Origin of the sequence: Neotabrizicola paludis (genome assembly GCF_044142105.1) — a bacterium.
In the GTDB taxonomy this organism is placed as follows: domain Bacteria; phylum Pseudomonadota; class Alphaproteobacteria; order Rhodobacterales; family Rhodobacteraceae; genus Pseudogemmobacter.
In genome coordinates this window covers 903,689-916,412 of record NZ_JBGTYM010000001.1, presented here as the reverse complement: position 1 = coordinate 916,412, position 12,724 = coordinate 903,689, and the positions used below count along the sequence as shown (strand labels likewise).

The window sequence follows — 12,724 nt, the reverse complement described above, 5'->3', positions numbered from 1 at the left end:
GTTCGCGTGCCGTCCTGAAACCGACATGCGGCATGCAGAGGATGAAATGTGGTTTCACAGCATCGAACTCGCCCCCGGTCTCTGGCGGACAGACGAGCCTGCCGTTGATCCGATGTTCCGCGCCGCGATGGTGACCCTGCGCGGACGGGATCGCGATTTGCAATTCGATTTCGGCTGCGGCCTCGTGCCTCTTCGGCCCGCTTTGCCCTTGTCCGGCGCGCCGGTGGTGGCGGTGGCAAGCCATGCCCATGTCGACCATATCGGCGGCTTTCATGAATTCCCGGAGCGGCTTGGCCCTGCGGCCGAGGCGGCGGGTTTTGCGGGCCTTCCGGGTTTCGAGACCTTCGCCGGTGAGTTCCGCGCATGGCCGGACCTTGTTGCCACGCCACCCATGCCCGGCTGGCGGATCGAAGACTGGGCGCTGCAACCGGCACCGCTGACCGGCGCGCTGGCCGAGGGCGACCGGATCGATCTGGGCGGCCGGCTGTTCACTGTGCTGCACCTGCCGGGCCATTCTCCCGGCGGCATCGGGCTGTTCGACGAGGTTGCGGGGCTGCTTCTGTCGGGAGATGCGATCTATGATGATGAATTGCTCGACGATCTGCCGGGGGCTTCGGTGCCCGATTATATCGCCACCATGCAGCGGCTGGCGCGGCTGGATTGCGCACTGGTGATCGGCGGCCATGGTCCGGCGATGAGTGGGGCGCGGATGCGCGCGATTGCAGAGGGCTACTTGCGCAAGAAGGGCGCGTCATCCTCAAGATAGGCATCGATCAACTGGCTCGCCTTGGTCTCGGCGGTAAAGCCCAGGGCGCGCGCGCGGCTGGCGGCATAGTTTCCGGGCCAGCTTTCCACGATGGTGGCAATGGCCGGATCGGCATGGCGCGTGACCAGCGACAGCGCCCGTGCCCCCTGCCGGTCGCGCAACGCGGCCAGCAGGTCATGCACCGTGGCCGAAAGGCCGGGCAGGGTCAGCGCCCGGTTCTGGCCCAGGCTGCCCGTCTCCAACAGCGCGGCCCGCAGGAAAGCATCGACGGCACTGCGCGGGCTGGCAAAGTAGTGGCGGAACCCCTCATCGACCGGCAAGTTGGCCGGATACCCGGCCAGAGGTTCACGCAGGATGGCCGAGAAAAATCCCGATGCGGCGCGATTGGCGGCGCCAGGCCGGATGCAGATCGTCGGCAGGCGCAGCGAGACGCCGTCGATGAACCCGCGGCGCGAATAGTCATTGACCAGTGCCTCGATCATAAGCTTCTGGATGCCATAGCTCGAGGCCGGGTTCGGCGCGAAATCATCGGGAACAAGCTGGGGAAAGGGCGGGCCGAAGACCGCCAGAGACGAGGCGAAGACCAGCCGCGGCCGATAACCCGCCATCCGCCGTATTCCCTCCAGAAGCGCCCGCGTCGCATCGAGATTGACGGCATAGCCCTTGTCGAAATCCGCCTCCGCCTCGGCCGAGACGACAGCGGCAAGGTGGAAGATGACTGCGGGCCGGTCGGCCAGCAGAAGCTGCGGCGCCTGCCGGTCGGTGAAGGGCAGCACGATCTTGCGTACCGGCAGCCCGGGCGGAGCGGGCGGATCGACCATGTCGGACAGGGTCAGGCGGCTGACCGGCAGGCCGCCGCGCGCTATGGCGGCAGTCAGCTTGCGGCCGATCATTCCCGCCGCACCGATGATCAGCACATGCATCGCAGCCCCCCTCTTCTCAGGGCAAAGGAAGCACAAGCCCCGCGCCGCGTCACCGGGGAATTTGCCGCGAGCACCGCTGTTGCAGGGATCGGCAGGGCGGTGGCCAAAGGCGATGGGCCGATCGGATGGCCCGAAACTTCGCCAAAAGCCCTTGGCTGTGCCGCTGGAAGGCTGGTCATGCCCGGCCGTTCCGCCCATCTTGCGGGCAGTGTGCAACGATGGCGGGCGACTGTGCGGCAGCGGGCCTTCTCAAGCCGGGCCTGCGGCATTAGTGTAGCAAGCATCTGTCACAATTCGGGGAATAGGGCATGTCCTGCCTTCCCAGCCGTCGGCCCGTCGTGGGGATCATCGGCAATGCGCATTCGATCAATGACCGGTACGAGGTTCACGCCGCGGGGCAGATGAACAGTGCCGCCGTTGCCGATGTGGCGGGATGTCTGCCGCTGATTGTTCCGTCGGATCCGCGCTTTGTCTCGGTGGCCGAGCTGATGGAATTGTGCGACGGCTTCCTGCTGACGGGCGGGCGGCCGAATGTGCATCCGAGCGAATATGGCGAGGACGAGACCCCGGCCCATGGCGCCTTCGACCGCGGGCGGGATGCGATCACGCTGCCCCTGGTGCGGGCCTGCGTCGAGCGGGGCCAGCCGTTCCTGGGCATCTGCCGGGGCTTTCAGGAAGTGAATGTCGCCATGGGGGGCGCGCTGCACCCGGAAATCCGCGAGCTGCCGGGGCGCATGAACCACCGCATGCCGCCCGATGGCACGGCGGAGGAAGTCTTCGCCCTGCGCCACCGTGTCTCCTTCACCCCGGGCGGCGTTTTCGCGCGGCTGATGGGGGCCGATGCGGTGATGACCAATACGCTGCATGGCCAGGGCATCTCGCGCGCGGGGGCGAGGATCGTGATCGACGGTTCCGCCGAGGACGGCACGCCCGAGGCGATCTATGTCAAGGATGCGCCCGGATTTACCCTTTCGGTTCAATGGCATCCCGAGTGGCGCGCGGGCGAGGACCCGGTTTCTCGCCCGCTGTTCGAGGCCTTTGGCCGCGCCGCTGCCGACTGGGCGGCGGGGCGGCGCCCGGCGATGCAGGCGGCGGAATAGGGCCTAGACCCCTGCCACGAGCGCGGCCAGCGCGAAGGCGGCGGGGGCGGCTTGGATCGCGAAAATCCGGCGGCTGGCGGTAAGGCCGCCATAGATACCGGCGATCAGGATGCAGGTCAGGAAGAAGACGGCGGGGGCCTGGCCAGCGGCCAAAGGGCCCTCGATCAGCGCCCAGACAAGGCCTGCGGCGAGAAAGCCGTTATAGAGCCCCTGATTGGCGGCCAGGACGCGGGTGGCCTGGGCGAATTCCGGCGTGGTGCCGAAGGCGCGGCGGCCGCGCGGCGTTGTCCAGAGCGCCATTTCAAGGACGAGGATATAGAGGTGAAGGGCTGCGATCAGGGCGATCAGGATCGTGGTCAACATGCTGTTTTTACCTGAAATTCGACGTCTTTCGAAGGTCTTCCAAACGTCTTCCGAACGTCTTCCGCTTTGTCTTGCCGTGACCGCAGGCTAGCCAGCTTGCGGCGCCTTTGGCAACGCTTGGTTCCACGCTTTCGCGGCGCTATGGTCGGGGCGAGGAAGCATGGGGAGACCAGGGCGATGAAGCGCTCGCGCATCAACGAGATCATGGCGGCGGCGGATGAGATGGTCCGCCGCTACGGCTTTGTCCTGCCACCCTTCGCAGCCTGGACGCCGGATCAGTTCCGCGCCCGGCGCGACGCGGCCGCCCGCGTGATCGAGGGGCGCTGCGGTTGGGACATCACCGATTACGGCCAGGGCCGGTTCGACGAGATGGGGCTGTTCCTCTTCACCCTGCGCAACGGGCAATTGGCCGATCTGCAGCGCGGCGGCGGGATGTGCTATGCCGAGAAGCTGCTCATCAGCCGTCAGGATCAGCTGTCGCCGATGCATACCCATGTCATCAAGGCCGAAGACATCATCAACCGGGGCGGCGCGACGCTGGTGATCGAGCTTTACGGCAGCGACGATCAGGGCCGCTTTGCCGAGGACAAGGGCGGGATGGTGCATTGCGACGGCATCGCCACCCCCTATGGCCCGGGCCAGAAGCTGAAGCTGGCGCCGGGGGAATCGGTCACGCTGATGCCGGGCGACTGGCATGCCTTCTGGGGCGAGGGCGGTGATGTTCTTATCGGCGAGGTCTCAACCGTCAATGACGACCTGACCGACAATATCTTTCGCGAGCCGATCGGGCGTTTTGCCGAGATCGAGGAAGATGTGGCGCCGACCCATCTCTTGGTCAGCGACTATGAGACCTGGCTGAAATAGGGCGGGCGGTCCGGCAATGAGAAAGGGCCGCATCCTTGCCCGGATGCCGCCCTTCTTCTTTGCGGGGCAAGCTGCCCTAGCCCTGGGGGCAGGCACCGTTCACCAGCGGAACCGGGCAGGCGGCGGGCGCTTCGGGCGCGGCAGCCGGGGCGGCTGGTTCAGCAGCCGGGGCAGGATCGGCCGCCGGGGCCGGGGCCGCAGGCGGGGTGTCGGCGGCGGGGGCCGCGGCGGGTTCGACCGTCGGGGTCGCCAATCCGGTGCCCGGGCCGCCTGCGATGGTCGGCGGGGTCAGCACGGCCAGCGGCGGGGCGACGACCGGCGTCACCACCGGCGCTTCCTTCTTTTTCGGGGCCGGCGGTTTCGGGATCGACAGGCCCTTGGGTATTTCGCCTTTCGAGGTCAGCACGATCACCTTCTCGCCCCCCTGGACCCGGTCATAGAGGTCCATCACGTCCTGGTTGATCATGCGGAAGCAGCCCGACGAGGCATTGCGCCCGATTGACTTCCATTCCGGCGTGCCATGGATGCGATAGCCGTAATCGACGCCGCCCGAAGTGAGGTAGATGGCGCGCGACCCAAGCGGGTTGGTCGGGCCGCCGGGCTGGCCTTTTTCATATTGCTTGAGATGCGGCTTGCGCTCGATCATCTCCTTGGGTGGGGTCCAGGTCGGCCAGGTCCGCTTGTTGGCGACGACGGATTCGCCCGACCAGCCAAAACCCTCGGCGCCGACGGCAATGCCGTAGCGGATCGCCTTTTTCTTGTCCAAGACATAGTAGAGCAGGCGCTTCGAGGGATCGATGATGATCGTGCCCGGCACCTGTTCGTTCGGATATTCGACGACCTGGCGGCGGTAGGGTTCGGGGATCTCGGCGACGGGCAGGGCGGGCACGGTAAATTGGCCGTCCGACCGCGCGGCATAGATGGTCTCATCCGTCACGACCGGCGCCTGGGCGGGCGTGCCGGGGGCGGCGCCCATGCCGCCTTCGACACAGGCCGAAAGCAGGAGCGCGGAAAGCAGGGCGGCGGAGGCGGATTTCAGGGTAGGGGCACGGGACAGGATGCCGGGAAGGCGCATGTGCTGAGACTCACTTGTTTCCTTGCCGGAAACGACGGGTTTCCGGGGACAAAATCGCGGCGAATTTAGCCTGTCGCCTTGGATGCGTCAAACTGCTGCGGCGGGGTGCAAATGACAGGCGCGTGATAATGCGCTTTTCCGGGCGAAATTGCCACGGAACCGCGATCTTTCCGGCGAAAAGATGCCAAAGCGGGGCGGGTTCGCGGCCACCAGCGCCCGGCGCCGGTGGACATGCTCAGGTCACGCGGGCGCGGGTCTTGAATTCTGCGCGGTCCCAGAGCCTGCCATGCAGGATGCGGGCCAGAACCTCGGCGGCATGGTCGATCTCGGCCTCGCCGATATAAAGCGGGGTGATGCCGAAGCGCAGGATGTCGGGGGCGCGGAAATCGCCGATCACGCCCTCGGCGATCAGGGCCTGCATCACCGCATAGCCCTGCGGGTGGTGGAAGGAGACCTGGCTGCCGCGCTGTGTGGTGTCGCGGGGGGTGGCGAGGGTCAGCTCGGGGCAGCTGGCTTCGACCCTTTGGATGAAGCGGTCCTGAAGGATCAGGCTGCGGAAGCGCAGATCGTCGAGATCGACCTGGTCCCATACATCCAGGGCGGCGTCGAGGGCCGCGAGTTGCAGGATGGGCGGCGTGCCGACGCGCATCCGCTCGACCCCGGCGCCGGGGCGATAGTCGCGATCGAAGGCGAAAGGGGCTTCGTGACCCAGCCAGCCCGACAGGGCGGGGCGGGCGCGGTCCTGATGGCGCGGGGCGACATAAATGAAGGCCGGGCCGCCGGGGCCGGAATTGAGGTATTTGTAGCTGCATCCCACGGCGAAATCGGCGCCGTCGCGGGCCAGATGCACCGGGAAGGCCCCGGCGGAATGGGCCAGATCCCAGACCACCAGCGCGCCCGCGGCATGGGCGCGGGAGATCAGCCGGGCCATGTCATGGCGGCGGCCGGTGCGGTAATCGACTTCGGTCAGCATCAGGACGCCAAGATGGTTATCGATGGCGGCCTCGACTTGCTCGGGCTCGACAACCTTCAGGTGATAGTCGGGGCCAAGGCTCTGGCACAGGCCCTGGGCCATGTAGAGGTCGGAGGGGAAATTGCCGCTGTCGGAGAGGATGGTCTTGCGACCGGTCATCTCGAGCGCCGAGGCAAGGGCCTGGTAGACCTTGATCGACAGCGTGTCGCCCATGACCACGCTATAGGGTTCGGCCCCGATCAGCCTGCCGATGCGGTTGCCGATGCGGCTGGGCATCTCCATCCAGCCCGCGCTGTTCCAGCCGCGGATCAGCATCTCGCCCCATTCGCCGGTGATGGTCTGCGCCACGCGGGCGGCGGCGGCGCGGGGCAGCGGGCCCAGAGAATTGCCGTCAAGATAGGTGATGCCCCGGGGCAGGTCGAACAGCGCGCGGGTGGCGGTGAAATCGGTGGTCATGATCGGGTCTCCCTTGCCGCCTTTGTGGCCGGGCGGCGCGCGGAAGCCAAGCGGGAAGGCGGAGGTGGGTTGCGGTGAGGCGCAAAGAGGACCAGCGTGACGCAGCGACACGCGGAGGGCGGGGCGATGGAAAGGCTGGGCAAGGCGCTGGATTGGCCGCCGGTCTGGACGCTGGCGATGGTTCTGCTGGCGGCGCTGGCGGGCTGGGCCTTGCCCTGGCGGGGGCTGGGGGCGGCGGGGGCGGCGCTGGGTCTTGGCCTGGCCCTGGCGGGGATCGCGCTGATGGCGGCGGCCGTGGCGCAGATGGCGCGGGCGCGCACAACGGTGATCCCGCGCCGCGCGCCCTCGTCCTTGGTGACGGGCGGGGTCTTCGGCTTCAGCCGCAACCCGATCTATCTGGGCGATGCGCTGGTGATCGCCGGGGCCTGTCTGGGCTTTCACGCGGCCTATGCGCTGCCGCTGGTCTGGGTCTTCATGCGGGTGATCCAGCGCCGTTTCATCGCGGGCGAGGAGGCGCGGCTGATCGAGGGATTCGGGGCGGAATACGGGCTTTGGGCCGGGCGTGTCGGGCGCTGGTTCGGGCGGCATTAGGACGCACATGGCCGCTTCTGCTGCAACAAGAGTCGCAAATACGCCAATCGGGCATTGAAATATTGTTTCGCGATGCTAAGGGACGCATCGAGGCCTGCCACACGGGGGAGAGTGCATTGAAGATCGGCGCGATAAGCGAAAGCTTCGAGGGCGAGAACCGGGTGGCGATGACGCCCGATTCGGCCATTCAGCTTAAAAAACTGGGACATGACTGCATTGTGCAGTCCGGGGCTGGGCTGAAAGCCGGGTTCACCGATGCAGCCTATCAGGCGGCGGGGGTCGAGGTATTGCCGGATGCGGCCGCGGTCGCGGCGGCGGCGGATGTGATCGTCAAGGTACGCGGACCGGATGCCGATGAGGCCCGGCTCTTGCGCAAGGGCCAGACGCTGATTTCCTTCTTCTGGCCCGCCCAGAACGAAGCGCTGATGAAGCAGCTTGCCGAACAGGGCGCGACGGTCGTCGCCATGGACATGGTGCCGCGCATCAGCCGCGCCCAGAAGATGGACGCGCTGTCGTCGATGGCCAATATCGCGGGCTATCGCGCGGTGATCGAGGCCGGCAACAATTTCGGCCGCTTCTTCACGGGCCAGGTGACGGCGGCGGGCAAGGTGCCCCCGGCCAAGGTTCTGGTCGTCGGCGCGGGCGTGGCGGGTCTTGCCGCCATCGGCACCTCGACCAGCCTTGGCGCGATCACCTATGCTTTCGACGTGCGGCCCGAAGTGGCCGAACAGATCGAATCGATGGGCGCCGAATTCGTCTATCTGGACTTCTCGGAAGCCCAGACCGACGGCGCGGCGACGGGCGGTTATGCGGCGCCCTCCAGCCCTGAATTCCGCGAGGCGCAGCTGAAGAAGTTCCGCGAGCTGGCGCCGGAGATGGACATTGTCATCACCACCGCGCTGATCCCCGGCCGCCCTGCGCCGAAACTGTGGACCGCCGATATGGTCGCGATGATGAAGCGCGGCTCGGTCATCGTCGACCTTGCGGCGGAACGCGGCGGCAATTGCGACCTGACCGTGCCGGACCAGAAGATCGTGACCGACAATGGCGTGACCATCGTCGGCTATACCGACTTCCCCAGCCGGATGGCGACGCAGGCCTCGACGCTGTATGCGACCAATATCCGCCATATGCTGACCGACCTGACGCCGAAGAAGGATGGCGTCATCGACCATAACATGGGCGATGACGTGATCCGCGGCGCGACCGTGGCGCATGGCGGCGAGGTCACCTGGCCGCCGCCGCCGCCGAAGATCGCGGCCATCGCGGTGCAGAAGCCGAAGGAGAAGGCCAAGGAACTGACGCCGGAAGAAAAGCGCGCCAATGAAGTGGCCGCGTTCAAGGCGCAGACCCGCAGCCAGGTTGGCCTTCTGGCCATTGGCGGCGGATTGCTGCTGCTGGCCGGGCTTTATGCGCCGGCGAGCTTCATGTCGCATTTCATCGTCTTCGTGCTTTCGTGCTTCGTGGGCTTCCAGGTGATCTGGAACGTCTCGCACAGCCTGCACACGCCGCTGATGGCGATCACCAATGCGATTTCCTCGATCATCATCCTGGGCGCGCTGCTGCAGATCGGCTCGGGCTCGTGGCTCGTGGTGCTGCTGGCGGCGCTGTCGGTGCTGATGGCGGGGGTGAACATCTTTGGTGGCTTCCTCGTGACCCGGCGCATGCTCGCCATGTTCCAGAAGTCGTGAAGCGGGGGGCATGAATATGGAAATCGGATTCACCACTGCGGCCTATGTCGTTGCCGCAGTTCTGTTCATCCTCTCGCTGGGCGGCCTGTCGGGCCAGGAAAGCGCCAAGCGCGCGGTCTGGTATGGCATTGTCGGCATGGCTTTGGCCGTGGCGGCGACGCTGGCAGGGCCGGGGTCGGGCCTGTGGTGGCTGTCGGTCCTGCTGATCGCGGGCGGCGGCGCGGCAGGCTGGGTCGTGGCGACCCGGGTGCAGATGACCGAGATGCCGCAGCTTGTGGCGGCGATGCATTCGCTGGTCGGCCTGGCCGCCGTCTTCATCGGCTTCAACACCCATATCGAGGCCGCGCGCATCGTCGGGATGAGCGAAGAGGCCAAGGCGGCGCTGACCGGCTTTGCCGCCGTGGTGGCGCACAAGACCCCGGTGGAAATCGCGATCCTGCGGGTCGAGACCTTCCTCGGCGTCTTCATCGGGGCGGTGACCTTCACCGGCTCGGTCATTGCCTTCGGCAAGCTGGCCGGCAAGGTGGATGGCAAGGCCAAGAAGCTGCCGGGCGGGCATATCTTGAACGCCTCGGCCGCGCTGATCTCGCTGATCCTGCTGGTCGTCTATCTGCAAAGCGGCTCGACCGTGGCGCTTCTGGTGATGACGCTGGCGGCCCTGTTCATCGGCTATCACCTGATCATGGGCATCGGCGGCGCCGACATGCCGGTCGTGGTGTCGATGCTGAACAGCTATTCCGGCTGGGCGGCAGCGGCGATCGGCTTTTCGCTGTCGAACGATCTGCTGATCGTCACCGGCGCGCTGGTCGGTTCTTCGGGCGCGATCCTGAGCTACATCATGTGCAAGGCGATGAACCGGTCCTTCGTCTCGGTCATTCTGGGCGGCTTCGGCGGCACCACCGGCCCGGCGATGGAAGTGACGGGCGAGCAGATCGCCATCGACGCCGATGGCGTGGCGGCGGCGCTGAACGATGCGGACAGCGTGATCATCGTGCCGGGCTATGGCATGGCGGTGGCGCAGGCCCAGCAATCGGTGTCGGAACTGACCCGCAAGCTGCGCGCCAAGGGCAAGGAGGTGCGTTTCGCCATCCACCCGGTGGCGGGCCGTCTGCCGGGCCACATGAACGTGCTTTTGGCCGAGGCCAAGGTGCCCTATGACATCGTTCTGGAAATGGACGAGATCAACGAGGACTTCCCGAATACGGATGTGGTCATCGTCATCGGGTCGAATGACATCGTGAACCCGGCGGCGCAGGAAGACCCGAATTCGCCGATCGCCGGGATGCCGGTTCTGGAAGTCTGGAAGGCGAAGCAGGTTTTCGTGTCGAAGCGCGGCCAGGGCACCGGCTATTCGGGGATCGAGAACCCGCTGTTCTACAAGGACAATACGCGGATGTTCTATGGCGATGCCAAGAAGTCGGTCGACGCGCTGCTGCCGATGATCGAATAGGCGATCCTTCGGCAAAGGGATCGGAAGGGGCGGCTTCGGCCGCCCCTTTGCATTTGGCCTAGAAGGCCATCGTCGCGGCGACGGCGCGGTCCCAGCGGGCCAGTTTGGCATCGCGGGTGGCGGCATCCATCTGCGGCGTGAAGCGCCGGTCAAGCGCCCAGCTGGCCGCGAAGGTTTCGGTATCGGTCAGCCCCGCCTGCATGGCGGCCAGGAAGGCCGCGCCAAGGGCGGTGGTCTCCGTCACCACCGGGCGGTCCACCGGCGCGCCGATGATGTTCGACAGGAACTGCATCGCCCAATCGCTGGCAACCATGCCGCCATCGACGCGCAGCGTGCTGTCACTGGCGGCGGACCAGTCGGCGCGCATGGCGTCGAGGAGGTCGCGGGTCTGGTAGCCCACGGATTCCAGCGCGGCGCGGGCCAGTTCGGCCGGGCCGGAATTGCGGGTCAGGCCAAAGACCGCGCCACGGCAATCGGGCCGCCAATAGGGCGCGCCAAGGCCGGTGAAGGCGGGGACAAGGACGACGCCCTGCGCCTCATCCGCGGCTTCGGCCAGGGCCTTGGTCTCGCGCGCCTCGCGGATGATCTTGAGCCCGTCGCGCAGCCATTGCACCACGGCGCCTGCGATGAAGATCGAGCCTTCCAGCGCATAGGTGGTCTGGCCCTTCAGCCGGTAAGCAACGGTCGAGAGAAGCCGGTTCTGCGACGGCACAAGATCGGCGCCGGTGTTCAGCAGCGCGAAGCAGCCGGTGCCATAGGTCGATTTCATCATGCCGGGCGTGAAGCAGGCCTGGCCGATGGTGGCGGCTTGCTGGTCGCCCGCGACACCGAGGATCGGGATTTCGCGGCCGAAGAGGTCGGGGCGGGTCATGCCGAAGGGGGCGGCGCAATCCTGCACTTCGGGCAGGAGCGACATGGGAATGTCGAGCAGGGCGCAGATTTCGCTATCCCAGTTCTGGGTGGCGATGTTGAACAGAAGCGTGCGGGCGGCGTTGGTGGCATCGGTCGCGTGGACGCGGCCGCCGGTCAGGTTCCAGATCAGCCAGCTGTCGACCGTGCCGAAGGCGAGTTCGCCCCGGGCCGCGCGTGCCCGGGCGCCGGGCACGGTGTCCAGCAGCCATTTCAGCTTGGTGCCCGAGAAATAGGGGTCCAGAAGCAGGCCGGTGCGGGCAGAAACCATCTTCTCATGCCCAGCCTCTTTCAGCGCGGCGCAGATATCGGCCGTGCGGCGGTCTTGCCAGACGATGGCGGGGGCAAGCGGCTGGCCGGTGGCGCGGTCCCACAGCAGCGTGGTCTCGCGCTGGTTGGTGATGCCGATGGCGGCGATGTCAGCGACCGGGATGCCCGATTTCTCGATCACCGCGCGGGCGGTGGCGGCGGTCGAGGCCCAGAGATCGGAGGGGTCGTGCTGGACCCAGCCGGGCTGCGGGTAATGCTGTGGGAATTCCTCTTGCGCGGTGGCAACGGGGCGCAGGGCCGCGTCGAAAAGGATGGCGCGGCTGGATGTGGTGCCTTGGTCAATGGCCAGAATATGCGGCATTTTTCCCCCTCCCCGGAGCAGTGGAAGTCTGGCCGGGGAGGGGGTGAAAGTCAACGGTTTCGGCGGCTGAGGTCTTGCCTAAAACCCATGTTTCACAAAGGCTTGCGCGCCTACTTTGCCGAAGCGGGGAAGGCGGGCAGCTTGGCGGTATCCGCCGGGTCGTGCTGGATCACCAGAACAGCCTTCAGGTTCTTGGTCAGCGCTTCGAGCCGCTCCATCGAGGCCAGCGTCTCGGCCCGGTCCCAGTTGAAGCCGGGCACGCCACGATGGGCGATCTGTTCGGCGAAATGGACCACGTCGCCCGACAGGAGGACCGGCCCGGTTTCGGCCAGACGGACCAGAAGGGCGGTCTCGCCGGGGGTGTGGCCAGGCATCGACAGGACCATCACGCTGCCATCGCCGAAGAGGTCCAGATCGCCTGACACTTGTGTCACCGCGCCGCCATCCTTGAGCCAGGGCGCAAGCGGCGCGGGATCGGCGAAGGGCGGCAGGGGATCGGCCGAGAGGGCGGCGAAATCGGCGGCGCCGATCACAAGCGTCGCCTTGGCGAAGGTTGCGGCCTGCCCGGTATGGTCGAAATGATAGTGGCTGATGCCGACATGGGTGATCTGGTCCGGCGCCACGCCAATTTCGGCCAGTTGATCCGGCAGATCGCGGGCCAGAGTGGGGGCCATGGCGGCGGTAGGGTCCTGCGGCGCGCCGAGCAGGGCGGCAGGCAGGCCGGTGTCCCACAGAAGATAATCCGCATCGTGGCGGATCAGGTAGCAACTGTCGGTCAGCGTCTTCGACTGGCCGGAATAGGCCATGGTGTCGGAGAAGGCGTTCAGGTCATTGACCTGGATTGTGCCGCAGTCGAGCCGCCACAGCTCGACCTCCGCCGCAGCGGCGGGCGAGGCGAGAAGGGCGAGAAGGAAGAAGGGTTTCATCTTGGT

12 protein-coding genes are annotated in these 12,724 nt (G+C 66.6%); 6 read left to right on the top strand and 6 right to left on the bottom strand.

Going from position 1 to position 12,724, the window contains the following annotated elements; all coding sequences use genetic code 11:
* The first annotated feature begins 46 nt into the window (after positions 1-46).
* Positions 47-766 carry an MBL fold metallo-hydrolase gene (locus ACED67_RS04450; protein WP_395540325.1) on the top strand — a complete coding sequence of 240 codons (720 nt, stop codon included), beginning with the start codon at positions 47-49 and terminating at the stop codon, positions 764-766.
* Here the strand turns inward: ACED67_RS04450 and denD are convergent.
* A complete protein-coding gene (denD, locus tag ACED67_RS04445) occupies positions 730-1,689 on the bottom strand; it encodes a D-erythronate dehydrogenase (RefSeq protein WP_395540324.1) in 960 nt (319 codons plus the stop codon). The genes ACED67_RS04450 and denD overlap by 37 nt on opposite strands.
* 308 nt (positions 1,690-1,997) lie before the next feature.
* Between denD and ACED67_RS04440 the strand changes: the two genes are divergently transcribed.
* Entirely contained in the window at positions 1,998-2,789 is a 792-nt protein-coding gene (locus ACED67_RS04440; protein WP_395540323.1) for a gamma-glutamyl-gamma-aminobutyrate hydrolase family protein, read from the top strand.
* Positions 2,790-2,792: 3 nt separating this feature from the next.
* Here the strand turns inward: ACED67_RS04440 and ACED67_RS04435 are convergent, their stop codons facing one another.
* Positions 2,793-3,152: a DUF1304 domain-containing protein gene (locus tag ACED67_RS04435; RefSeq protein WP_395540322.1), complete on the bottom strand. Its 360-nt coding sequence runs from the start codon at positions 3,150-3,152 to the stop codon at positions 2,793-2,795.
* Positions 3,153-3,329: 177 nt separating this feature from the next.
* On the opposite strand from ACED67_RS04435, the gene ACED67_RS04430 reads away from it, so the two are divergent.
* On the top strand, positions 3,330-4,016 hold the full coding sequence (locus ACED67_RS04430) for a D-lyxose/D-mannose family sugar isomerase (RefSeq protein WP_395540321.1): 687 nt from the start codon (positions 3,330-3,332) through the stop codon (positions 4,014-4,016).
* Positions 4,017-4,092: 76 nt separating this feature from the next.
* Here ACED67_RS04430 and ACED67_RS04425 read toward each other — a convergent pair whose 3' ends face one another.
* Complete coding sequence (locus ACED67_RS04425; RefSeq protein WP_395540320.1) at positions 4,093-5,091, bottom strand: L,D-transpeptidase; 999 nt, start codon at positions 5,089-5,091, stop codon at positions 4,093-4,095.
* Between the two features lie 235 nt (positions 5,092-5,326).
* Positions 5,327-6,520: a kynureninase gene (gene kynU, locus ACED67_RS04420; protein ID WP_395540319.1), complete on the bottom strand. Its 1,194-nt coding sequence runs from the start codon at positions 6,518-6,520 to the stop codon at positions 5,327-5,329.
* 96 nt (positions 6,521-6,616) lie between these two features.
* Between kynU and ACED67_RS04415 the strand changes: the two genes are divergently transcribed.
* The 3 genes from ACED67_RS04415 to ACED67_RS04405 all read left to right on the top strand — a co-directional run bounded on the left by ACED67_RS04415 (position 6,617) and on the right by ACED67_RS04405 (position 10,252).
* Positions 6,617-7,111, top strand: a complete 495-nt coding sequence (locus ACED67_RS04415) for a methyltransferase family protein (protein ID WP_395540318.1) — start codon at positions 6,617-6,619, stop codon at positions 7,109-7,111.
* 116 nt (positions 7,112-7,227) lie between these two features.
* Positions 7,228-8,802: a Re/Si-specific NAD(P)(+) transhydrogenase subunit alpha gene (locus tag ACED67_RS04410; protein WP_395540317.1), complete on the top strand. Its 1,575-nt coding sequence runs from the start codon at positions 7,228-7,230 to the stop codon at positions 8,800-8,802.
* A gap of 16 nt (positions 8,803-8,818) precedes the next feature.
* Entirely contained in the window at positions 8,819-10,252 is a 1,434-nt protein-coding gene (locus ACED67_RS04405; protein ID WP_395540474.1) for an NAD(P)(+) transhydrogenase (Re/Si-specific) subunit beta, read from the top strand.
* A 58-nt stretch (positions 10,253-10,310) separates the two neighbouring features.
* On the opposite strand, the gene glpK is transcribed toward ACED67_RS04405, so the two are convergent.
* Together glpK and ACED67_RS04395 are read right to left on the bottom strand one after the other, a co-directional pair.
* Positions 10,311-11,792, bottom strand: coding sequence for a glycerol kinase GlpK (gene glpK / locus ACED67_RS04400; protein ID WP_395540316.1), 1,482 nt, complete (start codon positions 11,790-11,792; stop codon positions 10,311-10,313).
* Positions 11,793-11,902: 110 nt separating this feature from the next.
* Complete coding sequence (locus tag ACED67_RS04395) at positions 11,903-12,718, bottom strand: N-acyl homoserine lactonase family protein (RefSeq protein WP_395540315.1); 816 nt, start codon at positions 12,716-12,718, stop codon at positions 11,903-11,905.
* Positions 12,719-12,724: the final 6 nt, after the last annotated feature.